Origin of the sequence: Arthrobacter bambusae, from assembly GCF_022606295.1 — a bacterium.
In the GTDB taxonomy this organism is placed as follows: Bacteria; Actinomycetota; Actinomycetes; order Actinomycetales; family Micrococcaceae; genus Arthrobacter; species Arthrobacter bambusae_A.
On the sequence record NZ_JAHHZS010000012.1, the window covers coordinates 41,593 to 64,183 of the forward strand.

Annotated in this window: 21 protein-coding genes and 1 pseudogene; 18 read left to right on the forward strand and 4 right to left on the reverse strand. The window is 65.2% G+C overall.

The genetic code is table 11. The annotated features are described in order from the left end of the window. Positions 1-148 precede the first annotated feature (148 nt). The 6 genes from rimP (at position 149) to KNN17_RS10370 (ending at position 6,700) form a co-directional block, all read left to right on the forward strand. Positions 149-772, forward strand: coding sequence for a ribosome maturation factor RimP (gene rimP, locus KNN17_RS10345; RefSeq protein WP_078105701.1), 624 nt, complete (start codon positions 149-151; stop codon positions 770-772). Further along, a complete protein-coding gene (nusA, locus tag KNN17_RS10350) occupies positions 772-1,752 on the forward strand; it encodes a transcription termination factor NusA (protein ID WP_078105700.1) in 981 nt (326 codons plus the stop codon). Before rimP ends, nusA begins: the two co-directional genes overlap by 1 nt. A gap of 224 nt (positions 1,753-1,976) precedes the next feature. Next, positions 1,977-2,318: a YlxR family protein gene (locus KNN17_RS10355; RefSeq protein ID WP_171983387.1), complete on the forward strand. Its 342-nt coding sequence runs from the start codon at positions 1,977-1,979 to the stop codon at positions 2,316-2,318. A gap of 152 nt (positions 2,319-2,470) precedes the next feature. After that, a complete protein-coding gene (gene infB / locus KNN17_RS10360) occupies positions 2,471-5,308 on the forward strand; it encodes a translation initiation factor IF-2 (RefSeq protein ID WP_078105699.1) in 2,838 nt (945 codons plus the stop codon). Positions 5,309-5,587: 279 nt separating this feature from the next. Further along, positions 5,588-6,097 (forward strand): 30S ribosome-binding factor RbfA, encoded by a 510-nt coding sequence (gene rbfA, locus KNN17_RS10365; RefSeq protein ID WP_078105698.1) that lies wholly within the window; start codon positions 5,588-5,590, stop codon positions 6,095-6,097. A gap of 117 nt (positions 6,098-6,214) precedes the next feature. Next, positions 6,215-6,700, forward strand: a complete 486-nt coding sequence (locus KNN17_RS10370; protein WP_241708776.1) for a nucleoside deaminase — start codon at positions 6,215-6,217, stop codon at positions 6,698-6,700. A gap of 3 nt (positions 6,701-6,703) precedes the next feature. Here KNN17_RS10370 and KNN17_RS10375 read toward each other — a convergent pair whose 3' ends face one another. Further along, positions 6,704-7,858, reverse strand: a complete 1,155-nt coding sequence (locus tag KNN17_RS10375) for a pyridoxal phosphate-dependent aminotransferase (protein WP_241708779.1) — start codon at positions 7,856-7,858, stop codon at positions 6,704-6,706. An 86-nt stretch (positions 7,859-7,944) separates the two neighbouring features. On the opposite strand from KNN17_RS10375, the gene truB reads away from it, so the two are divergent. The 9 genes and pseudogenes from truB (at position 7,945) to KNN17_RS10420 (ending at position 17,052) form a co-directional block, all read left to right on the forward strand. Continuing rightward, a complete protein-coding gene (gene truB, locus KNN17_RS10380) occupies positions 7,945-8,865 on the forward strand; it encodes a tRNA pseudouridine(55) synthase TruB (protein WP_241708780.1) in 921 nt (306 codons plus the stop codon). A gap of 2 nt (positions 8,866-8,867) precedes the next feature. Next, complete coding sequence (locus KNN17_RS10385) at positions 8,868-9,221, forward strand: hypothetical protein (protein WP_241708782.1); 354 nt, start codon at positions 8,868-8,870, stop codon at positions 9,219-9,221. Between the two features lie 2 nt (positions 9,222-9,223). Beyond that, on the forward strand, positions 9,224-9,673 hold the full coding sequence (locus tag KNN17_RS10390) for a hypothetical protein (RefSeq protein ID WP_078105693.1): 450 nt from the start codon (positions 9,224-9,226) through the stop codon (positions 9,671-9,673). Between the two features lie 117 nt (positions 9,674-9,790). Next, entirely contained in the window at positions 9,791-10,774 is a 984-nt protein-coding gene (locus tag KNN17_RS10395; RefSeq protein WP_241708785.1) for a bifunctional riboflavin kinase/FAD synthetase, read from the forward strand. Positions 10,775-10,783: 9 nt separating this feature from the next. Continuing rightward, a pseudogene (kynA, locus tag KNN17_RS10400) lies at positions 10,784-11,637 on the forward strand (tryptophan 2,3-dioxygenase). 189 nt (positions 11,638-11,826) lie between these two features. Beyond that, the gene (rpsO, locus tag KNN17_RS10405) at positions 11,827-12,096 is read left to right on the forward strand and encodes a 30S ribosomal protein S15 (protein ID WP_028266602.1); all 270 of its coding nucleotides are present in this window, start codon (positions 11,827-11,829) and stop codon (positions 12,094-12,096) included. A 253-nt stretch (positions 12,097-12,349) separates the two neighbouring features. Further along, entirely contained in the window at positions 12,350-14,602 is a 2,253-nt protein-coding gene (locus tag KNN17_RS10410) for a polyribonucleotide nucleotidyltransferase (protein WP_241708787.1), read from the forward strand. A 153-nt stretch (positions 14,603-14,755) separates the two neighbouring features. Then, positions 14,756-16,099: a M16 family metallopeptidase gene (locus KNN17_RS10415; RefSeq protein ID WP_078105689.1), complete on the forward strand. Its 1,344-nt coding sequence runs from the start codon at positions 14,756-14,758 to the stop codon at positions 16,097-16,099. A gap of 491 nt (positions 16,100-16,590) precedes the next feature. Then, positions 16,591-17,052 carry a DUF1579 family protein gene (locus tag KNN17_RS10420; RefSeq protein WP_241708790.1) on the forward strand — a complete coding sequence of 154 codons (462 nt, stop codon included), beginning with the start codon at positions 16,591-16,593 and terminating at the stop codon, positions 17,050-17,052. Positions 17,053-17,078: 26 nt separating this feature from the next. Here KNN17_RS10420 and KNN17_RS10425 read toward each other — a convergent pair whose 3' ends face one another. The 3 genes from KNN17_RS10425 to moaA form a co-directional block, all read right to left on the reverse strand. Further along, complete coding sequence (locus tag KNN17_RS10425; RefSeq protein ID WP_241708792.1) at positions 17,079-17,372, reverse strand: hypothetical protein; 294 nt, start codon at positions 17,370-17,372, stop codon at positions 17,079-17,081. An 80-nt stretch (positions 17,373-17,452) separates the two neighbouring features. Next, the gene (locus tag KNN17_RS10430) at positions 17,453-17,719 is read right to left on the reverse strand and encodes a MoaD/ThiS family protein (RefSeq protein WP_234753108.1); all 267 of its coding nucleotides are present in this window, start codon (positions 17,717-17,719) and stop codon (positions 17,453-17,455) included. 4 nt (positions 17,720-17,723) lie between these two features. Beyond that, positions 17,724-18,854, reverse strand: a complete 1,131-nt coding sequence (gene moaA, locus KNN17_RS10435; RefSeq protein WP_241708795.1) for a GTP 3',8-cyclase MoaA — start codon at positions 18,852-18,854, stop codon at positions 17,724-17,726. 179 nt (positions 18,855-19,033) lie between these two features. On the opposite strand from moaA, the gene KNN17_RS10440 reads away from it, so the two are divergent. Genes KNN17_RS10440 through KNN17_RS10450 form a run of 3 tightly spaced genes read left to right on the forward strand, consistent with a single transcriptional unit; the run spans position 19,034 to position 22,576 of the window. Further along, positions 19,034-19,765, forward strand: coding sequence for a response regulator transcription factor (locus KNN17_RS10440; RefSeq protein WP_078105748.1), 732 nt, complete (start codon positions 19,034-19,036; stop codon positions 19,763-19,765). Further along, the gene (locus KNN17_RS10445; RefSeq protein ID WP_241708797.1) at positions 19,752-21,020 is read left to right on the forward strand and encodes a sensor histidine kinase; all 1,269 of its coding nucleotides are present in this window, start codon (positions 19,752-19,754) and stop codon (positions 21,018-21,020) included. Before KNN17_RS10440 ends, KNN17_RS10445 begins: the two co-directional genes overlap by 14 nt. Continuing rightward, the gene (locus KNN17_RS10450) at positions 21,017-22,576 is read left to right on the forward strand and encodes a molybdopterin-dependent oxidoreductase (protein ID WP_241708799.1); all 1,560 of its coding nucleotides are present in this window, start codon (positions 21,017-21,019) and stop codon (positions 22,574-22,576) included. The genes KNN17_RS10445 and KNN17_RS10450 overlap by 4 nt, the downstream gene beginning before the upstream one ends. Positions 22,577-22,591: the final 15 nt, after the last annotated feature.

Genomic DNA, 22,591 nt, shown 5'->3' on the forward strand with positions numbered 1-22,591 from the left:
TCTCAACAGTCTCGTGGTTCACAACAGACTATGGTGTCACGCCCACGGACCACTTGCGTCTCCCCGCAGAGAAGCACGGTGCACCACGCCGCCGTAAATGTCGTTAAGCTAGTAGTCACAACATCATCTATCGGGAGGCGGCTGGCCAGTGAGTCATTCGGAAGCCACGACTTCAACAGACCAGGCTGGAACGGATCCGACGAGTCCGGCACAACACGAGGTCCGCAACCCCGAGGAGAGCAGGCTGAAGGCGCTTCTGGAGCCTGCTGTCCTGGCAAGCCGGCTCTACCTTGAGGATGTTGCCATCCAGGTTGCCGGTTCGCACCGGGTAGTCCACGTGGTCATCGACCTGCCCCAGGAGGAAACCGGGGGCGTCAGCCTGGACGTCATCGCTGAAATCTCCAGGGCCCTTTCGGACATCCTTGACAACGATCCCCGCACCGACGGCCGCCCCTACGACCTTGAGGTCTCCTCGCCCGGCGTCGGACGGCCACTCACCGAGCCCCGCCACTGGCACCGGGCACGCGGACGCATGGTCAAAGTCAACGTGATCCAGGGCGAGAACCTGACAGGCCGGATCCAGTCCGTCGACGACGACGGCGTCACACTGGTTCCCGAGCAAGAGGTCAAGAAGGGCATGAAGCCCAAGCAGGGCGAACCCGTGAAAATTCCTTTCGACAGGATCCGCCAAGGAAAAGTCGAGATAGAGTTCAGCCACCTCAACGAGGCCGTGCTGGAAGACGAGTACAACGGACCTTCCGAGGAGGCCTAATGGATATTGACATGAGTGCGCTGAGACTCCTGGAGCGTGAGCGTGAAATCCCGCTGGACCTCCTGATTCCCACCATCGAGCAGGCGCTCCTTGTGGCTTACCACAAGACCCCGGGCGCTTTCGAAAAGGCCCGCGCCGAGCTGGACCGCAAGAGCGGGCACGTGACCATTTGGGCCACGGAAATCGACGACGACGGCGAAGCCATCGGCGAGTTCGAGGACACTCCTGCGGGCTTCGGCCGCATCGCGGCGAGCACCGCGCGGCAGATCATCCTGCAGCGCCTGCGCGACGTCGAGGACGACAACGTCCTCGGCGAATTCAAGGGCCGTGAAGGTGAGCTTGTCGCCGGCCTGATCCAGCAGGGCAACAACCCGCACATGATCCAGGTGAACCTCGGTTCCGTGGAAGCCTTGCTGCCGCCGCCCGAGCAGGTGCCGGGGGAGAAGTACACCCACGGGAACCGGCTGCGTGCGTTTGTGGTGGACGTCCACCGCGGCGCCAAGGGACCCTCCATCACACTGTCGCGTTCACATCCGGGCCTCGTCCGGAAACTTTTCGAGCTGGAGGTCCCGGAGATCGCGGACCGTTCCGTCGAGATCGTGGCGCTGGCGCGCGAAGCGGGCCACAGGACCAAAATGGCAGTCAAAGCCAACACCCCCGGTATCAACGCCAAGGGTGCGTGCATTGGTGAAATGGGCTCCCGCGTCCGCGCAGTCATGACTGAACTCAACGACGAAAAGATCGACATCGTCGACTTCAGCGAAGACCCGGCGACCTTCATCGCCAACTCCCTTTCGCCGTCGCGCGTGAATTCCGTCACTATCACCGACGAAGCCACGCGCTCCGCCCGGGTGGTTGTTCCCGACTACCAGCTGTCCCTCGCCATCGGCAAGGAAGGCCAGAACGCCCGCCTCGCAGCCAAGCTGACCGGCTGGCGGATCGACATCGTCTCTGACGCCACTCCGGCCAAGGGCAACTAAATACCCCAAACCGTACCCGGCCCCGGATCCACGCACCTTGTGGATTCGGTGGCCGGGCCCTCGGGGGCTTAGAATAGATGGAACCGGGCCTATGCCCGGTATCCGTGCGCTTTGGCGTGCTCGCGACTGGTGGGGACAACAATCCCAACAAGGCAAGGGCCCGCGCCGCGCAAAGCAGAACCGCAGAAGACAGGTAAAGACACTGAGGCAGGTTGATACACCCAGTGACTGAACTGCTTCACACCAGGCACCAGCCTGTGCGCACCTGCATCGGATGCCGGAAACAAGGCAAGCGGAGCGAGTTGATCCGGCTTGTCGCCGAAGGCGGCGGGTCACCCGTCGTCCTGGTGGATGAACGACGCCGGATGGCTGGCCGGGGTGCGTGGCTGCACCCCAGCACCACATGCCTGGCGTTGGCAAGCAAACGGCGTGCTTTCTCAAGGGCCCTCGCGGGCGCAAGCGAAGTCACCGCCGTCGAAAGCTACCTGGCGGCAGTCATACCCCCTGCGGACACCCCCGTGAAAGCAGGAAAACCGTCCAAACCTGAAAGCGGGTCAGAAAACTGATGGAAACCCGATGAGTTCCCAGCGATGAGTGCGCAACGATGACAATTTTGTTGCGCTCTGCACAGGGCCTATCCGCCGCGTTCGTGGCAGGGGCCCGCAGTAAGAATTAGACGGTTCGTGCCTGGCTCGGTGCGGACCGAGACAGGAGAAATGTGGCCAAGGTCCGCGTACATGAGCTCGCCAAAGAGCTCGGTATTACTTCCAAAGATGCAGTGACGAAACTGCAGGAATTGGGCGAATTCGTTCGCTCCGCCTCGTCGACAATCGAGGCACCGGTCGTGAAGAAGCTTCGCGACGCCTACCCCGGCGCCAGCGCTGCAAAGGCGGCTGCCCCGGCAGCACCTCGCGTTGCAGCACCCGCTGCGCCTGCTGCACCCGCAGCGTCCCGCCCGGCTCCGGGCCCCGCTGCGCCCAAGGCTCCGGTTCCCGCCCCCAAGGCTGAAACCCCCGCCCCGGCAGCGCCCGCGGCTCCCGCAGCTACGGCAAGCCCTGTTTCCGCCAAGCCGGGTGCCCGTCCGGCCCCCAAGGCCGAAGCCCCTGCCCCGGCACGTCCGGGCAGCCAGGCTCCGCGGCCCGGTGGCCCCCGTCCGGGCAACAACCCGTTCGCGACCTCGCAGGGCATGCCCCGCGGCCGTGGCGACGGCGAGCGTCCTCCCCGTCCGGGCAACAACCCCTTCGCAACTTCGCAGGGCATGCCGCGTTCCGGTGGCCGCACTGACGGCGAACGTCCCGGCGGTCCGCGTCCCGCGGCCGGCGCAGGCGGTCCCCGCCCCGCAGCCGGTTCCGGTGGTCCGCGTCCGGGTGCTCCGCGCCCCGGCGCTCCCCGTCCGGGCGCTCCGCGTCCCGCGGGCGGCCCCGCAGGAAACCGTCCCAGCCCGGGCATGATGCCCAACCGCACCGAGCGTCCCGCGCCCGGTGGCGCAGGCCGCCCGGGTGGCGCTGGCCGTCCCGGTGGCGGCCCCGGCCGTCCGGGCGGCGCTCCTGGCGCAGGCACCGGTGGCGGAGCTCCCGCCGGCGGTGGCTTCGGCAAGGGCGGCCGCGGACGCGGCGGTACCCAAGGTGCCTTCGGCAAGGGTGGCGCAGGACGCGGCAAGCAGCGCAAGTCGAAGCGTGCAAAGCGTCAGGAACTGGAGCAGATGAGTGCTCCGTCGCTGGGTGGCGTATCCGTACCCCGCGGCGACGGCAGCACCGTGGTCCGCCTCCGTCGAGGCTCGTCCATCACGGACTTCGCCGACAAGATCGAGGCAAACCCCGCCGCACTGGTGACCGTGCTGTTCCACCTTGGTGAGATGGCAACGGCTACCCAGTCGCTGGACGAAGACACCTTCGGCCTGCTCGGCGCCGAACTTGGCTACAAGGTACAGGTCGTCTCTCCGGAAGACGAAGAGCGCGAGCTCCTCGACTCCTTCGACATCGATCTCGATGCCGAACTGGAAGCCGAAGGCGACGACGTCCTCGAACCGCGTCCCCCGGTTGTCACCGTCATGGGTCACGTTGACCACGGTAAGACCCGACTGCTCGACGCCATCCGGAAGACCAACGTGGTTGCCGGCGAACACGGCGGCATCACGCAGCACATCGGTGCCTACCAGATCAGCCACGTCCACGAAGGCACTCCGCGCGACATCACCTTCATTGACACCCCCGGTCACGAGGCGTTCACCGCCATGCGTGCACGTGGTGCCAAGGTCACCGACATCGCCATCCTGGTTGTCGCAGCCGACGACGGCGTCATGCCGCAGACGGTGGAAGCACTCAACCACGCACAAGCGGCCAACGTGCCGATCGTCGTCGCGGTCAACAAGATCGACAAGGATGGCGCGAACCCGGACAAGGTCAAGGGCCAGCTCACCGAGTACGGCCTGGTTCCCGAGGAATACGGTGGCGACACCATGTTCGTTGAGGTTTCTGCCCGCCAGAACATCAACATCGACGAACTGATCGACGCCGTCCTGCTGACCGCAGACGCCGCTTTGGACCTGCGCGCCAACCCGGACAAGGACGCTCGAGGCATTGCCATCGAAGCGAACCTGGACAAGGGCCGCGGTTCCGTGGCCACCGTCCTGGTCCAGTCCGGTACCCTGGCCGTCGGTGACACGATCGTGGCCGGTACGGCCCACGGCCGCGTCCGTGCCATGTTCGACGAAGACGGCAACGCCCTCGACGTCGCGCTTCCGTCCCGTCCGGTCCAGGTCCTGGGCCTGTCCAACGTACCGCGTGCAGGCGACACCTTCCTGGTGACCTCCGACGAGCGTACGGCCCGCCAGATCGCTGAAAAGCGCGAGGCAGCCGACCGCAACGCGGCACTGGCCAAGCGCCGCAAGCGCATCAGCCTCGAGGACTTCGACAAGGCTGTGGCCGAAGGCAAGATCGACACCCTCAACCTCATCCTCAAGGGTGACGTTTCCGGTGCGGTCGAAGCCCTCGAAGACGCCCTGCTCAAGATCGACGTCGGCGACGAAGACGTTCAACTGCGCGTCATCCACCGCGGTGTGGGTGCCATCACGCAGAACGACGTCAACCTCGCCACGGTGGACAACGCCATCATCATCGGCTTCAACGTCAAGCCCGCCGAGCGGGTGGCTGAACTGGCCGATCGTGAAGGCGTGGACATGCGCTTCTACTCCGTCATCTACTCGGCAATCGATGACATCGAGCTGGCCCTCAAGGGCATGCTCAAGCCGGAGTACGAGGAAGTCCAGCTCGGTACCGCCGAGGTCCGCGAAGTCTTCCGTTCTTCCAAGTTCGGAAACATCGCCGGTTCCATCGTGCGCTCGGGCATCATCCGCCGTAACACGAAGGCACGCGTCAGCCGCGATGGCAAGGTCATCGGCGACAACCTCACCGTTGAGACGCTCAAACGCTTCAAGGACGACGCCACCGAGGTCCGTACGGACTTCGAGTGTGGTATCGGTCTTGGCTCGTACAACGACATCAACGAAGGTGACATCATCGAGACCTTCGAGATGCGCGAAAAGCCGCGCGTCTAAAGTCGAAAAATAGAGGGCGGGGCCGTTGGATTCTTCCGGCGGCCCCGGCCCTTTCCGCCGATATGGGGGCCCCGCCCCTACGCTGGGTGGCTGACGTCTTGCGACGTCAGCCACCCAGCTCCGGCAGGCCCGATGCCACTCCCGGGCCCCCGTATCGGCTCCAACGGCCTCCGAGGAACTCGGCGGCCGGTCGTAGACTCGCACTAGGCGCGTCGCGCACTGAGAACTTAAGTACGCAAGTTGCTAACGCGCCGTCGTACGCAAAATTTAGGAGTTGAAATGGCTGATCCGGCACGCGCTGCCAAGTTGGCGCAGCGGATTAAGGTTGTTGTTGCTGAGGCACTGGGCCGGAGGATCAAGGATCCTCGGGTTGAGGGAATCACTATCACCGATGCCCGCGTCACCAATGATCTTCAGCACGCCACCGTGTACTACACCGTCTTCGGTGACGAAGTTGCCCAGGCCGATGCTGCCAGGGCACTTGAGAAGGCCAAGGGTGTTTTGCGCCAGGAAGTGGGCCGCAACATCACCGTGCGGCTGACTCCCACCTTGGAATTCGTTGCCGACCTCATTCCGGTCAACGCCTCGAACCTTGAGGAGCTGCTGCGCACCGCCAAGCAGCGCGACGCCGAGGTGGCAGCGCTGGCCGCCGGCGCCAAGCACGCAGGCGATGCTGACCCATACAAGAGCGATGCCCCGCAGGATGCGGACATCGACGAAGACGATTTTGACGAAGAAGACATCGACCTCCGAGCCGATGAAGACATCGATGAAGACGGCGGCAAGTAGCCCAGCGCTTCCCGGGCAGGGCCGGATCCGCAACTCTCACGAGCTGCCGGATCCGGCCCTGCTTGTTTAACCGTGAAAAACCGGGCCAAAATGACGGGTCGTCGCTAAGATCGGAGCATGGCGGCGCACGATGCAGCTCAGAGTCCAGAAGGCTACCTTGAGCACGCCGTGCGGCTCGCGGTGCAAAACGTGGCCGACGGCGGCGGCCCTTTCGGTGCCGTCGTGGTCACCCCGGACGGACGGATCCATGACGGCGTCAACCGGGTCACCCGCGACAACGACCCCACAGCGCACGCCGAAGTGGTGGCCATCCGGCGGGCCGCGTCCGAACTGGGAAGCTTCGACCTCAGCGGCTCGGTGCTCTACTCAAGCTGCGAACCGTGCCCTTTGTGCCTCTCGGCCGCACTCTGGGGCAGGGTCAGCCGCGTCTACTTTGCCGCGGACCGGCACGGGGCCGCGGCCGCAGGCTTCGACGATGCGGTGTTCTACGAATACTTCGACGGCAACAGGCCTGAACTGCTGCCCGTCCAACATCAGGAGGTCCCTGCCTCCGACGCTCCTTTCGACGCCTGGCGCGGGCACAAGAACCGGACCAAATACTGAGGTTCAGGACCGTGCCGGAAGCCGACCGACGCCGTCGAGCAGCTGCTGGTGGTCTCCGCACAAAGCGATCCTGATCCACCCCTCGCCGATGGAACCGAACGCGGTGCCCGGCGCCACGGCCACTCCGGCCTCCGCCAGGAATTGGCGCACCCACGCACGCACGTTTCCGCCGCTCACATGGGAGACGTCCGCCCAGAGATAGAAAGCGCCCTGGGCGCCCAAGTAGGGAATGCCCTTGTCCGCTAGCAGCGCCGAGGCGGCGTCGCGGTTGGAACGGTAATGCTGCCGGGCGGTGTCCACATAGTCCTGCGGGCCGGTCAGCGCCGCGACGGCGGCGTACTGGGAGGGCGAAGCCACGCAGGAAACGATCGCTTCCATGACATTGTTCATCTTCCGTTCCAGGCCCGGCGGGCAAATGAGCGCACCGATCCGCAGCCCGGTCAGCCCGTACGTTTTGGACAAGGTTAGGGAGGTGAAGACGCGGGCCTCGCCGGGAACAGCGCTGTCGAAGCGGGCAGGACTCGTGTGTTGAACATCGAAGGTGAAGGCTTCGTAGCATTCGTCCGAAATGATCCACAGATCGTGCTTGACGGCCAATTCCACGAGCTGGCGCGTCGCTTCCTCGCAGATCACCGCGCCCAGGGGGTTGGACGGCGAATTCAGGACCAACACCTTGGTGCGCGGCGTGATGAGTGCCTCGATGTCCTCGATGCGGGGCTGGAACTCGTGCTCGGGGTAGAGCGGATACTGCACCGCTACGGCGTGCAGCAAATGGCTCGTCATGGCAAAGGTGGGATAGCCCGGATTGGGAATCAGGATCTCGTCGCCGGGGGAGAGGAGCAGGCTCATGGCGAAGTGCAGTCCCTGCTGGGCTCCGTCCACGACGTACACGCGCTCCGCCCCAACGTCCACCTTGTTGTGGGCACGGAAGCGGGCGGCAAACGCCTCACGCAAGGCCGGGATCCCGGCATTGGGGGTGTAATTGGTCTCGTCCCTGTCCAGGCACGCGATCCCCGCGTCCAGGATGTGCCGGGGCAGCGCGAAGCCGGGCTCGCCGATGCTGAGGACAATCGCCCCGGGAGTGCTCCACGCGGCCTCGGTGATTTCGCGGATCTGGTTCACGGGCACTTCGCGGACGTGTGCGGCAAGCTCAGGCATGGGAGCCATCTTAGCCGCGGTCCCGGGCCGTTCACGGAAGCTGCGCGCCGCGGGATGCATGCTCCGGCGCGGATATACTGGGAGGCGTGCTTTCTGGACTGGTAATCGTTGACAAGCCGCAAGGATGGACCAGCCACGATGTGGTTGGACGGATGCGGCGACTGGCCGGTACCCGGAAAGTGGGCCATGCGGGGACCCTGGACCCCATGGCCACCGGGGTGCTTGTGCTTGGTATCAACAAGGCGACACGGCTGCTGACGTACATCGTGGGCACCTCCAAGACGTACTCCGCCACCATCCGGCTCGGCGAATCAACCATCACGGACGATGCCGAAGGCGACATCACCGAAAGCCGCAGCGCCGCCGGAGTCACCGAGGACGCCATCCGTGCCGGCGTCGCGCAGCTCAGCGGCGAGATCCAGCAGGTTCCCAGCAGCGTCAGCGCCATCAAGGTCAACGGCGAACGGTCCTACGCGCGCGTCCGTTCCGGGCAAGAGGTCAAGCTCGCCGCCCGGCCCGTGACCATCCACCGTTTCGAGATCCACGCCATCCGGAGGGTCGACGACGGCAGGTTGGTGGACATCGATGTGACCGTCGAGTGCTCCTCGGGCACGTACATCCGAGCCCTGGCCCGCGACCTGGGCGAGGCCCTCGGCGTCGGGGGCCATCTCACAGCGCTTCGCCGGACGCATGTGGGACCGTATTCCCTGGAGCAGGCCCGGACCCTCGAACAGCTTGCCGAAGAACTGGACGTCCTCGACATGTCCGCCGCCGCCCGCGCCCTCATGCCCAACCGGGAGCTGAGCGAGGCCGAAACCACCGAGATCTCCTTTGGCCGCAGGATCGCCGCGGGACCTGCTGCAGGCACCGCCGATGCGGCCACCACCGAAAACCCGGCTGCCGCGTTCTCGCCGTCCGGCGAGCTGGTGGCGTTGTTGGCCGATGCCGGGAGTTTCGCCAAACCCGTCCTCGTGTTCGCCCCCGACAACGAAAAGCAGGTGCATTAGCCATGGACGGATATTTCTACGCCGTCCTGATAGTGGGCTTGCTGTCCTCCATCATTTGCGTCGTGGCGGGCATCATGAAGAAGGCCCCCAACGACGTCACCATACTGTCCGTCGCCGCCGTCGAACTCGTCCTGCTGGTCTATCTGGTGGGATCGATCATCCGCGTGGCGACGGGTGAAAAGATTGCAGGGGAGCCCTGGGAATTCTGGGGCTACATCATCACGGCACTCATACTCCCTGTCGTCGCGGTGTACTGGTCCATCCTGGAACGGACCCGTTGGAGCAATTTCGTCATGGGCGCCGTGGGCGTCACCGCATTGGTCATGGCGGCCCGCATGAACCAGATTTGGTACTGACATTGGAAGAAGCACACGAAGTGACTGTTGAAAGCACCGAGAAGAAGAACCGGGACACCCGCAACACCGGGCCTGGGAGGCTGCTGATCGCGGTCTACGCGGTTTTCGCGATCTCGGCCACGGCCCGCGCAGGCTATCAGATCTTGACCAAGTTCTCGGACGCTCCCTTGGCCCACATCCTCTCGGCCTTCGCCGCAGTGGTGTACATCGTGGCCACGGTGTCCCTCGCGAAGCCGGGCCGCGCGTGGTTCAAGGTGTCGCTGGCAGCCGTCCTCGTGGAGATGCTCGGGGTGGTGGTGGTTGGTGCCATCAGCCTTTTCGATCCTGTGGCCTTCCCGCATGACACCGTGTGGTCGCTGTTCGGACGTGGATACGGCTTTGTGCCGTTGATCCTGCCGGTCCTGGGCCTGCTGTGGCTCTACCGCCGCCGCCCGGCACCGCTCCCGCAGTAGGAATCGAGGCTCCGCAGCCCGCGCATGCCAGCCACGGGATAGCGGGTAACCTTAGAGAATTCCGGCGCCGGACGAGGCGCCGGGCATAGCGAATACCAGCAGTAAAAGGCGAGGTTGATGGTCCACATCTGGAACGATCCCACCGAGGTCCCCGAGGATTTCGGTCCCAGCGTCGTGACCATCGGCAACTTCGACGGTGTCCATCGCGGACACCAGCAGGTGCTGACCCAACTGTTGCGCACCGCGGAGCAGCACGGCGCGCGGTCCGTCGTCGTGACGTTCGATCCCCACCCGGCGCTGGTCCACCGGCCGGACTCCGCACCGGAGCTCCTGATGGGGCTGCAGGACAAGCTCGATGCCCTGGCCGACACGGGCGTGGACGCTGTCCTCGTCATGAAATACAACCTCACCCTGGCGGCCATGACTCCGGAGGAATTCGTCGTCAACGTCCTGCTGGAGGGGCTTCACGCGGCTCACGTTGTGGTGGGCCATGACCTCCGTTTCGGTGTGGGAAATTCCGGCGACGTCGGCACCATGCAGGAACTGGGCAAGGAACTGGGGTTCGGCGTCCACGTCGTCAATGAGTTCGGCGCGGAGGGCTTTCCAGTGCACGACGACGGCGGCACGGACCGCCGCTGTTCCTCCACCTGGGTGCGCGAGGCCCTTGCCGAAGGCGACGTCGAGACCGCGGCCGCCGTCCTCGGCCGCCCGCACAGGATGCGCGGCGAAGTGGTCCACGGTGCGGCGCGCGGACGTGCCTTGGGCTTTCCCACGGCGAACCTGGACCACGGCTCCACGGGCTACGTCCCTGCGGACGGAATCTACGCCGGCTGGCTCGTGGACGAATCCGGAACCCGCTGGCCCGCCGCGATTTCGGTCGGTTCCAATCCCACGTTCGACGGCGTGAGCCGCCAAGTGGAAGCCCACGTGATCGACCGCCCGGAGGAAGCCGTGGAGGACTTCAACCTCTACGGCCAAACCGTCGTGGTGGAATTCACGGCCAGGCTGCGGGGCATGGTGGCCTACCGCGGACCCGAGGCCCTGGTAGAGCAGATGCGCCTGGACGTCGTCCAGGCCCGCGACCTTTTGCTGAGCAAGTAGCCCCGCGCCGTGAGCGTTGAGAAGAACACCCGGCCTCTCGACGAAGGCATCGTCCAGGATTCAGCTCACGCATGAGCTACGGCTCCTACCTGCAGCTGCCCTTGCTGCTCAGCGCCCAGCAACCCGTCAGCCGACCGGAACACCATGACGAGCTCCTGTTCATCATCCAGCACCAGACCACCGAGCTCTGGCTGAAGCTGGTCCTGCACGAGCTCCGCAGCGCGGCCGCCTGGCTCCGCCAGGACGACCTCGGCTCCGCGCTCAAGGCCATCGCACGGGTCAAGCACATCCAGAAGACACTCACCGAGCAATGGTCTGTGCTCGCGACGCTCACCCCCACCGAGTACTCCCAGTTCCGGGGCTTCCTGGGCAATGCGTCCGGCTTCCAGTCGAGCCAGTACCGCGCCGTCGAGTTCATCCTCGGCAATAAGAACGCCAAGATGCTGCCGGTGTTCGACTCGGATCCGGAGTCCAGGACCGTGCTGGAGGAGCTCCTGCACGCTCCGAGCATCTACGACGAGTTCCTGGCCTACCTGGACCGGCACGGCTACGACGTTCCGCGGTCCGTCCTGGACCGGGACGTAACCCTGGCCCACGAGTTCGCCCCGGAGCTCTTGCCGCTTTTCAAGCACATCTACGAACATGCCGCGGACAATTGGGCGGCGTACGAAGCGTGTGAGGAACTGGTGGACCTGGAAGACAACTTCCAACTGTGGCGCTTCCGGCACCTCCGCACGGTGCAGCGGACCATCGGCATGAAGACCGGAACCGGAGGCTCGAGCGGTGTTTCCTTCCTGAAGAAGGCGCTTGATTTGACGTTCTTCCCGGAGCTTTTCGCCGTCCGGACCGAGATCGGCCAGTGAGCGGACCCCTGGCTTTGATGAGGCTCACACGGCAGCTTTCGACAACATTGCCGGGCTGCCGGTAAACTGAGAGATGGATCCGGCTGCAGTCCGTGGCGGCTGGACCTGTTTTGTGTGCGGTCATTGGCACATCACAACCCGGCAGCGAGGCGCTGAATCGGGACGCACGGCACAACTCTAGGAGTTCACGTGGCACTTGAAGCCGCTGTTAAGCAGTCCATCATCGAGGCATACGCAACGTCCAAGGGCGACACTGGTTCGCCGGAGGTTCAGATTGCAGTCCTGACTCAGCGGATCAAGGATCTGACTGAGCACATGAAGGAGCACAAGCACGACTTCCACACCCAGCGCGGTCTGCTGGCCATGGTTGGTCGTCGCAAGCGCATGCTGGGCTACCTCAAGAAGACTGACATTGCCCGCTACCGTGCGCTCATCGAGCGTCTCGGCCTGCGCCGCTAGTTTGACTTCGGGCGGCCCGATCCTCCGCGGAACGGGCCGCCTTTTCTCCATAACTAAATCCAACACTTAACAGGAGTTCAACCGCATCGCGCATTCGCGGTCTTCGGTAGTGATCCCCGGGAAAGCTTTCCAAAATGAAGGCGCAGCCCGTGGGTCTCGATCGATGACCGGGTGTCGTACAGGCCAGGAAAAGACGCTGGCCTGGGTCGATGCGGGAGGACTTCCGCTAAACAAGAAACGGAGGTGACTCTCAATGGAGGGTCCCGAAATCCAGTTCTCAGAAGCCATCATCGACAACGGCCGCTTCGGCAAGCGTGTAATCCGCTTCGAAACCGGCCGCCTCGCCAAGCAGGCAGCCGGCGCCGCGATGGTCTACATCGACGAAGACACTGCGCTGCTGTCCGCAACCACCGCGGGCAAGTCCCCGCGTGAAGGCTTCGACTTCTTCCCGCTGACTGTCGACGTCGAAGAGCGCATGTACGCAGCCGGCCGCATCCCGGGCTCGTTCTTCCGCCGCGAAGGCCGCCCGTCCACCGAAGCCATCCTGGCCTGCCGCCTCATGGACCGCCCGCTGCGCCCCGCGTTCGTCAAGGGCCTGCGCAACGAGGTCCAGATCGTCGTCACCGTCCTGGCGATCAACCCGGACGAGCTCTACGACGTCGTGGCCATCAACGCCTCGTCCATGTCCACCCAGCTCTCCGGCCTCCCGTTCTCCGGCCCGATCGGCGGCGTCCGCGTTGCCCTCATCGCCGACGAACAGGGCACCGAGTGGGTTGCCTTCCCGAAGCACTCCCAGCTTGAGAACGCCGTCTTCAACATGGTTGTTGCCGGCCGCATCGCGGGCGACGACGTCGCCATCATGATGGTTGAAGCCGAAGCCACCGACAACTCCTGGAACCTCATCAAGGAACAGGGCGCCACCGCTCCCACCGAAGAGGTCGTTTCCGAAGGCCTCGAGGCCGCCAAGCCGTTCATCAAGGCACTCTGCGAGGCCCAGGCTGACCTGGCCGCCCGCGCCGCCAAGCCGACCGTTGAATTCCCGGTCTTCCTGGACTACCAGGACGACGTCTACGCCGCTGTTGAAGCCGCCGCTGCCGAGAAGCTCGCTGCTGTTTTCCAGATCGCCGACAAGCAGGACCGCGACACCGCCTCCGACGAACTCAAGGACGAAGTCCTTGGCGCCCTCGCCGGCGAGTTCGAGGGCCGCGAGAAGGAACTTTCCGCAGCCTTCCGCTCCTTGACCAAGCAGGTTGTCCGCCAGCGCATCCTCAAGGACCAGATCCGGATCGACGGCCGTGGCCTGACGGACATCCGCCAGCTGACCGCCGAGGTAGAGGTCCTGCCCCGCGTTCACGGTTCCGCCATCTTCGAGCGCGGCGAGACCCAGATCATGGGTGTCACCACGCTGAACATGCTCAAGATGGAACAGCAGATCGACTCGCTGTCTCCCGTCACGCGCAAGCGCTACATGCACAACTACAACTTCCCGCCGTACTCCACCGGTGAAACCGGCCGCGTCGGCTCCCCGAAGCGCCGCGAAATCGGCCACGGTGCACTCGCCGAGCGCGCCCTGGTTCCGGTCCTGCCGTCCCGCGAGGAATTCCCGTACGCCATCCGCCAGGTGTCCGAGGCCCTCGGTTCCAACGGTTCGACGTCGATGGGTTCCGTCTGTGCCTCCACGCTGTCCCTGCTCAACGCAGGCGTGCCGCTGAAGGCCGCCGTTGCCGGTATCGCCATGGGCCTGGTTTCCGACCAGGTTGACGGCCAGACCCGCTACGCTGCCCTGACCGACATCCTCGGCGCCGAAGACGCTTTCGGCGACATGGACTTCAAGGTTGCGGGTACCTCCGAGTTCGTCACGGCCATCCAGCTGGACACCAAGCTCGACGGCATCCCCGCATCGGTCCTCGCCGCAGCCCTGAAGCAGGCCCGCGAAGCCCGCCTGCACATCCTGGACGTCATCAACGCCGCGATCGACACTCCGGACGAGCTCTCCGAGTTCGCACCGCGCGTGATCGCCGTCAACATCCCCGTTGACAAGATCGGCGAGGTCATCGGCCCCAAGGGCAAGATGATCAACCAGATCCAGGAAGACACCGGCGCCGACATCTCCATCGAGGACGACGGCACCGTCTACATCGGCGCTACCAACGGTCCGTCTGCAGAAGCAGCACGCGCCGCGATCAACGCCATCGCCAACCCGCAGATCCCGGAAATCGGTGAGCGTTACCTGGGCACGGTCGTCAAGACCACCACCTTCGGTGCGTTCGTTTCCCTGACCCCGGGCAAGGACGGCCTGCTGCACATCTCCGAGCTGCGCAAGCTCGCCAGCGGCAAGCGCGTGGACAACGTCGACGATGTCGTCTCCGTGGGCCAGAAGATCCAGGTCGAGATCACGAAGATCGACGACCGCGGCAAGCTCTCCCTCTCCCCGGTTGTGGCCGAGGAAGAAGGCGCCGCCTCGGAAGAAGCTTCCGCCGAAGAGGCTGAAGTTTCCGCCGAGTAGCCTGAACCGGCAAACACGCGGCAGGACCGGTGGACATGTCCACCGGTCCTGCCCGGTTTAACAATGAATTCCCGTCCCGGGGGCGATCCGCCCGCTGGTACGATTGCAGCCAGATTTGGCACCCATGATTTCCCGCAGAACTGAAAGGTCTTGATGACTGTCGTACCCCTCCCATTGGCGCAGACCGTGCCCGGCGGCGAATTGATCCATGGTGTCGAAGGCGGCTCCGTAGTCCGGCGTTCAGTGCTTCCGGGAGGTGTCCGGGTGCTCACCGAAGCGATGCCCGGGCAGCGTTCGGCAACCATCGGATTCTGGGTGGGAGTCGGCTCCCGGGACGAGGCAGACGGGCAGCACGGCTCCACCCACTTCCTTGAACACCTCCTGTTCAAAGGCACCAAGAAGCGCACAGCCCTGGAGATCGCCTCCGCGTTCGACGAGGTCGGGGGTGAATCGAATGCCGCCACGGCGAAGGAAAGCACGTGCTACTTCGCCCGGGTGCTGGACACGGACCTTCCCATGGCCATCGACGTCATCGCCGACATGATCACCGGCGCCGTGCTGGATCCTGCGGAACTTGAACAGGAACGCGACGTGATCCTAGAGGAAATCGCCATGGACAGCGATGACCCCACCGACGTCGCACACGAAAACTTCGTGGCCGCCGTACTTGGTGTGCACCCGCTGGGTCGCCCGATCGGGGGCACTCCCGCCGCTATCAAGGCCGTGTCCCGCGATTCCGTGTGGGCACACTACCAGCGCTACTACCGGCCGGACGAAATCGTCATCACCGCCGCAGGGGGCCTGGACCACGACGTCGTATGCCGCCTCGTGCTCGATGCCTTGCGGACGGCCGGGTGGGAGCTGAAGGACACCGTTGCCCCAGTTGAGCGCCGCTCCACCGAGCGGGCGGACATCACGGGTACGGCAGGGCTGCATGTCATCAAGCGTCCCGTGGAGCAGGCCAACATCATCATGGGCTGCCCCTCGATCGTGGCCACCGACGATCGCCGCTTCGTGATGAGCGTCCTGAACGCGGTCCTGGGCGGCGGCATGTCCTCGCGCCTCTTCCAGGAGATCCGCGAAAAGCGCGGCCTCGTCTATTCCACGTATTCCTTTGCGTCCGCCTATGCGGACGCAGGCTACTTCGGCATGTACGCCGGCTGCACGCCGTCGAAAGTCAAGCAGGTTCTTGAACTCCTGGGCGCCGAACTGGACAAGCTCGCTGCGGACGGGATCACGGACGAGGAACTGCGCAAGGCCGTAGGGCAATTGTGCGGCGGAATCGTGCTGGCCCTGGAAGATACCGGTTCCCGGATGTCCCGCCTTGGCCGGGCCGAACTCGTCTCCGGCGAATTCCAGGACATCGACGAGACACTGGACCGCATCAAGGCCGTCACCGCCGAGCAGGTCCAGGAACTCGCCCGGGTGCTCGCCGAAGCCCCCCGCACCGTGACCGTCGTCGGGCCCTTCGAGGAAACCGAGACGTTCGGCATCTAAACCGCGCACGCTCCCTAGGGACATGCCCCTCGTTGGAGCCAAGGAGTGGACATAGTCCTGTTATGTCCACTCCTGGCTTGGAACAGGGGGCATGTGCCGTGGTGCACCGTGCACGCTCCCAGGGGACATGCCCCTCGTTGGAGCCAAGGAGTGGACATAGTCCTGTTATGTCCACTCCTGGATTGGAACAGGGGGCATGTGCCGTGGTGCACCGTGCACGCTCCCTAGGGGACATGCCCCTCGTTGGAGCTAAGGAGTGGACATAGTCCTGTTATGTCCAGTCGTGGCTTGGAACAGGGGGCATGTGCCGTGGTGCACCGTGCACGCTCCCGGGGGACATGTGCCTCGTTGGAGCCAAGGAGTGGACATAGTCCTGTTATGTCCACTCCTGGCTTGGAACAGGGGGCATGTCCGGGTGGGGGGAGGCTGGACGCGCCTGCTCGATCGGGAACATGATGGTGACGTATCCATCCCCTTGCGCAGGAGTCGCCATGAACGAGCCCTTGAAGAGTCCTGCACACACTGCGCTGGAGGCGTTCCTGGGGCATTGGCGGGGGAGTACCGAGCTTGCGGCCTCGCCGTGGGGACCTGCCCGGACCGCCGACGCCGAGGTGACGTTCTCACGTGCGGCAGGAGGGTATGCCTTGGTGCAAAGCTACCGGCACATTGAACCCGACGGCACCCATTTCGAAGGGCACGGTGTCTTCACGGTGGACCCGGACCATGGGGACACCATGTGGTACTACGTGGACAGCATGGGCCGGCCACCGGAAGCCCCGGCCCGCGGGCATTGGCAGGACGGCACACTGCGGCTTGAGCGCCGGAGTCCCCGGGGGACTGCGCGGCACACCTTCACGGTGGACGGCGGCGTGCTGACCCATATCGCGGAACTGAGGCTCGGGGATGCCCCGACGTTCAGCCCGTTCATGATCTCTGTCTGCAGGCGCGTCTAAGGCCTAAGTCCAGAAGGCACGGCATTTCAGGGGACCTTGGCCTCCATCGACTCAAGGATCCGCGCATCCGGCATGCCGTCAAGCGCGGCCGGCCGTTCCGGTCCAGTCCACACTTTGATCCGCAAGGTGTTCAGCATTGATTCAGCTTGCTCCCGTTCAGCGAAATCAAGCTCGATCAGGACCCGCTGCGAATCGTCGACGGGCCTGGATACCCGGTAGGAGACGACGCCTGAGCCGGCGCGGTCTGCCGGATCCGAGTCGAATGACCGCTTCCATGCGCCGAAGTCGTTCACAGCGTGTTCGATCAGGAGGGTGTACATGGCTGTTCCTTTGCTGTTGCGCGGATAGCCACAGCGTAGGCTCCTCGGACCCGGGGAACCACCCTTCGGCCGTGGCCGGCTCAGCCTCCGGCAAACGGTGGGAGGACGTCGACGACGTCGTCCGCGCCGAGGGCGGCCGAACGGTCGCGAACTGCTACCTCGTTGCGCAGGAAGCTACTGCGCGAAATGATCCGGGCCAGGGGCGGTGTTCCAGCCGGTGGTTCCGGACGTTCGACGGCGAGCACAGCCGCGATCAGCCCGTCCAGGCCGGTCCCTTCCGGAAGGTCGTGGTGTTCCTCTTCGACGCCTGCCGCGGCGCGCGCGGCAGCGAAGTATCGTACGAGCAAAGCCTCAGCCTCCGATGGCGCTCATGCTGCGGTCCGGCTGCACGAAGTCGGGTGCGCCGAGGCCGGTGTGGTCCATGCCGTGCGCCTTGGGTTTGATCCACATGGCGTCCTGCCAGCGTTGGGCGAGCTCCTCGTCATCCGCTCCGGAGCGAAGCAGTCCCAACAGGTCGAATTCCTCGCGGGAGAACAAGCAGCTCATGATCTTGCCTTCGGCGGTGATCCTTGTGCGCCGGCAATCGGCACAGAACGGCTCGGTGACGGAGGCGATGATGCCGACGGTGCCCAGGAGCGGCCCGGTGGCGTCGGCGGATGCCGGGTTCCGCCGTCGTACTTCGAACCGTTCCGCAGGTGCGCCGTCGCGTTCGCGCGGGTCCGGGCTCAGCACGAAGTCGCGGGAAAGCAGTTCACGGATCTCGGCGGCGGTGATCATGTCCCGCCGGGTCCAACCGTGATCGGCGTCCAGCGGCATTTGCTCAATGAAGCGCAGTTCATAGCCGCGCTCCACTGCCCAGGCCAGGAGGTCGGGGGACTCGGCGTCGTTGATTCCGCGCATGAGGACGGCGTTGATCTTGACCGGGCCCAGGCCCGCGGCCCAGGCGGCATCGACGCCGGCCAGCACCTTGTCGAGGAAAGGACGCCTGGTCAGCTTCGTGAAGGTTTCTTCGTGGAGGGAGTCGAGGGACACGTTGATGCGCGAGAGCCCTGCCTCCTTGAGCGCCGCCGCCTTCTTGTCGAGTCCGACGCCGTTGGTGGTCATGGAGATCGGCAGCTCGGGGTGCGCCGCACGGAGGGCTGAGATGATATCCACCAGGTCGGCGCGTACCAAGGGCTCGCCTCCTGTGAGGCGCAATTCGCGGACCCCGAGTTGTTCGACGCCGATCCGCACCAGCCGGACAATCTCGGCGGCGGTCATGACGGCCTGTTTGGACAACCATTCGAGGCCCTCGGCAGGCATGCAGTACGTGCATCGGAGGTTGCATTTGTCGGTCAGGGACAAACGCATGTCGGTGGCCCGGCGTCCGTATCGGTCGAACAGGCCTGCGGGGGTTCCGGCAGGGCGCGCCGGGGGTGCAGACACGCTGCTTCCCGTCCCGTCGCCCGTGGGGGGCAACGGCATGCCTAGCTGAACACTCATGGGTTCAGGCTACGCCAGCCACGGCCCAAGCGTGATATCGCCCACGGGTCACGTTCGTCGGCTGCCCGCCGCGGAGTGCACCGAACAGCCCGACTTCTTACGGAATACATACGGTTCGCAGGGACGTGCCCGGAACACATCCCGCCGGCACAATGCGAATCTATGCTGAAGGTGTGAACATGCAGCCCGCCCCGCACGCTGCCGACGTCGGCAATCGCCGCATTCTTCTGGTCGAAGACGAGCAGACCATCGCCGATGTCGTCCGGGACTACCTGGTCCAAGCAGGCTTCCAAGTCGATCTCGCCGGCGACGGCTTCACCGCGTTGAGCCTCGCGGCCGCCAGGCGGCCCGACCTTGTCATCCTGGACCGGATGCTGCCCGGACTCGACGGCGTGGAAGTGTGCCGCAGGCTGCGCCTGGCCATGAGCGTCCCGATCATCATGGTCACCGCCCTCGGCACGGAAGACGACCGGATCCTGGGCCTGGAAACCGGAGCGGACGACTACGTCACCAAGCCTTTCTCTCCCCGCGAGCTGGTGCTCCGGGTGAAGTCCGTGCTGCGCCGGAGCATCCGGGAATTCAGCCCCGAACCTCCCGTGGAGCTCGCCGGCTTCGAACTGGACCCGGCCTCGCGCACAGTGCTCCAGGATGGCAAACCGCTGATGCTTACGGCGCGTGAGTTCGATCTGCTCGCGTTCCTGCTGCGCCGGCCCAACCAGGTGTTCAGCCGCGAGGATCTCATCAAGGCAGTGTGGGGATGGGACTTCGGGGACTTGTCCACCGTGACGGTCCACGTCCGCCGCTTGCGCGAAAAGATCGAGGACAACCCCACCACCCCGGTGTTGCTCAAGACGGTCTGGGGAGTCGGCTACCGCCTTGACGCGAAGGACGGTGGACATGCAGCCAGCTGAAATGTTCACGATCCTGGGCTGGATGCTGCTGTGGGCTGTCCTCATCGGCGCCTTGACCCTCGCCTTGCTGCGTTTCCTGCGCGGCGCGTCGATCCTGGTGCAGATCTGCCTCGTGGTGGTGGCCACCGTTGCCGTCCTCGTGGCAGGGATGGTGAGCGCCTTCAATGCGATGTTCATTTCCGCTGTGGATCTCGAAGTCATGTGGTACATCCTCGGGGTGGCCTCGGTGGTCGCCATAGCGATTTCCCTTGTCCTGGGGGCCGGGGTGTCCCGCAACGCCATCCGGCTGGTGGCGGCAACGCGGCGCCTGGGCAGCGGAGAAGCCCTCGACGGCTCGTTCCTGCCGCAACCAGGATCGCGTCGGGCCGGGCCTGCCATGAACTCCGAGCTCGCCCAGCTCGCCCAGGAACTCGAAGCCAGCAGCGTCAAGCTCGAAGAATCCCGACGCCGGGAGGCCGCCGTCGAAACCGCGCGCCGCGAACTGGTCTCCTGGATCTCACACGACCTCCGGACCCCCCTGGCCAGCATGCGGGCCATGGCCGAAGCGTTGGAAGACGGCATGGCGTCCGACATCCCCGCGTACTATCGCAAGATCATCGACCAGACGGACCAGATGGCGGTCATGGTTAACGACCTCCTGGAACTGTCCAAAATCCAGGCGGGAACGCTCCGGCTGAGCGCAGAATCCCTGGACCTCTACGACCTGGTGAGCGACGCCATTGCCGATCTCACGCCCCTCGCCGCGCAACGCGGGATCCGGCTCGACGGCGGCGGGGACCGCGAGTGCATGGCCGTCGCGGACGGCCCCAGCCTGGGAAGGGCCGTCCGGAACGTGCTGCTCAACGCGGTCATCTACAGCCGGCCCGACGGCGGGGTGCTGGTTCGCGTCGGACGCGACGGAAGCGACGCCGTCGTCGATGTCGTCGACAGCTGCGGCGGCATCGACGACGGGGACCTCGCCCACGTTTTCGAGACCGGTTGGCAAAAGGACCGTTCCAGGGGAGCAGGAAAGCCCGTCGAAGGGGAAGCGCCGCGATACAGCGGGGCCGGCGTAGGGCTCAGCATGGTGGCCGGCATCGTGAAGGCCCACGGGGGCACCGTCACGGTGGCGAACACAGGCGAGGGTTGCTGTTTCACGCTCCGCCTTCCGTCGGGTGCCCCGGCAAGCGCATCCCGCACCGAGAGATCTCCGATACAGACAGTTCCCGCGGACACCATTCCGGCAAAGAGCCATAAACAGGCAGGCACACCATGAGCAGGACCACTTCGAAGAAAGCCAGTACCAGGACGGCCGTCCGGTGGGCGGCGGCGTGTGGCGTGGCGGCCATCGGGCTCGGGGTGGCGGCCGGCGAACTGCTGGCCGGTTTCCTGAGCCCGTCCGTCTCGCCCGTCACCGCATTGGGCGGGGTAGTGATCGACGCCGTGCCGGGTTGGGCCAAGGAACTGGCCGTCAACCTCTTCGGCACGTCCGACAAATTGGCCCTGATCGTCAGCATCGCCTTGGTGACCGTAGTCCTCGCCGCGGTCGCCGGCCTCCTGGAGTATCGGCGAAAGGGAGCGGGACTGGCGCTCGCCTTGCTCGCTGGAGCAGCGGGACTGGCTGCCGTGCTGACCCGGGCCCAGGCCGCGCCCACAGCGGCGGTCGCCCCCGTCGTGGCCACCATGGTCACCATGCTTTTCCTCCGGCTCCTGATCCAGCGCCTCGAAACCTGGCGCCCCGTGCCCGAGGCGGCGGACATGCCATTGGCCCGCCGAAGCTTCATGCAATTGTTCGGTGGAACCGCGATCGCTGCGGTCGCCGTCGGGATCGTCACGACCCTCGTGCGGAGGGCCGGAACGGTGGCATCGGACTTCCGCAACGGCTTGGCACTACCCGCCCCGGTGACTCCTCCGGAAAAGATTCCCGACGGCGCCGCGCTCACCTTGGCGGGGCTTCAGCCGCTCGTCACGCCGAACCCCGACTTCTACCGGATCGACACTGCCCTGATCCCGCCGGCCGTGAATCCGCCGGACTGGACCCTCAAAGTGACCGGCCTGGTGGAGCGCGAAGTCACCTTGGATTTCGCCACGCTGCTCACCAAACCGATGATCGAGCGCTACGTGACCATCGCTTGCGTGTCCAACGAAGTAGGCGGAGACCTGATCGGCAACGCACTCTGGCTCGGCTGGCCGGTCCGCGAACTCCTCGCCATGGCCGGACCCAAGCCCGGGGCGGACATGGTGCTGTCCCGCAGCACGGACGGCTGGACCGCCGGAACCCCCCTCGAAGCGCTCACCGACAATCGGGACGCGCTCCTCGCCGTCGGAATGAACGGCGAACCCCTGCCGATCGAGCACGGCTTCCCCGTCCGGATGATCGTCCCCGGCCTCTACGGATATGTTTCGGCCACCAAATGGCTGACGGAACTGAAGGTCACCCGTTTCGCCGACGACCAAGGCTACTGGGTACCGCGCGGGTGGAGCGACCACGGTCCCGTCAAGACGCAGTCCCGCATCGACGTGCCCCGGGACGGCCGCTCGGTCAAGGCCGGAACGGTCCAGTTCGGCGGTGTCGCGTGGGCCCAACACCGTGGAGTTTCCAGGGTGGAGGTGCGCGTCGACCGCGGCACTTGGCAGGAAGCCAAACTCGCGCCGGGGATCTCCTCGGACACGTGGTACCAATGGCAGCTGGGACTTGAGTTGGGCGCCGGGAACCATGAAGTCCAGGTCCGTGCCACTGACTCCACGGGTACCCCGCAGCCAGAAGCCCAAACTCCCGTAGCCCCGGACGGCGCGACGGGGTTCCACACCATCCACGTCACCGCCAACTAGGCTGTGTAGGTCTCA

What these genes read in the sequence shown, in the direction of transcription:
- KNN17_RS10385 (WP_241708782.1), top strand. Translation starts at nt 8,868, where the DNA reads ATGGACGGATATTTCTACGCCGTCCTGATAGTGGGCTTGCTGTCCTCC.
- KNN17_RS10450 (WP_241708799.1), top strand. Translation starts at nt 21,017, where the DNA reads ATGAGCAGGACCACTTCGAAGAAAGCCAGTACCAGGACGGCCGTCCGG.
- moaA (WP_241708795.1), bottom strand. Translation starts at nt 18,854, where the DNA reads ATGAGTGTTCAGCTAGGCATGCCGTTGCCCCCCACGGGCGACGGGACG.
- KNN17_RS10375 (WP_241708779.1), bottom strand. Translation starts at nt 7,858, where the DNA reads ATGCCTGAGCTTGCCGCACACGTCCGCGAAGTGCCCGTGAACCAGATC.
- KNN17_RS10445 (WP_241708797.1), top strand. Translation starts at nt 19,752, where the DNA reads ATGCAGCCAGCTGAAATGTTCACGATCCTGGGCTGGATGCTGCTGTGG.
- nusA (WP_078105700.1), top strand. Translation starts at nt 772, where the DNA reads ATGGATATTGACATGAGTGCGCTGAGACTCCTGGAGCGTGAGCGTGAA.
- KNN17_RS10420 (WP_241708790.1), top strand. Translation starts at nt 16,591, where the DNA reads ATGAACGAGCCCTTGAAGAGTCCTGCACACACTGCGCTGGAGGCGTTC.
- KNN17_RS10440 (WP_078105748.1), top strand. Translation starts at nt 19,034, where the DNA reads ATGCAGCCCGCCCCGCACGCTGCCGACGTCGGCAATCGCCGCATTCTT.
- KNN17_RS10410 (WP_241708787.1), top strand. Translation starts at nt 12,350, where the DNA reads ATGGAGGGTCCCGAAATCCAGTTCTCAGAAGCCATCATCGACAACGGC.
- rbfA (WP_078105698.1), top strand. Translation starts at nt 5,588, where the DNA reads ATGGCTGATCCGGCACGCGCTGCCAAGTTGGCGCAGCGGATTAAGGTT.
- KNN17_RS10415 (WP_078105689.1), top strand. Translation starts at nt 14,756, where the DNA reads ATGACTGTCGTACCCCTCCCATTGGCGCAGACCGTGCCCGGCGGCGAA.
- KNN17_RS10370 (WP_241708776.1), top strand. Translation starts at nt 6,215, where the DNA reads ATGGCGGCGCACGATGCAGCTCAGAGTCCAGAAGGCTACCTTGAGCAC.
- KNN17_RS10395 (WP_241708785.1), top strand. Translation starts at nt 9,791, where the DNA reads ATGGTCCACATCTGGAACGATCCCACCGAGGTCCCCGAGGATTTCGGT.
- KNN17_RS10425 (WP_241708792.1), bottom strand. Translation starts at nt 17,372, where the DNA reads ATGTACACCCTCCTGATCGAACACGCTGTGAACGACTTCGGCGCATGG.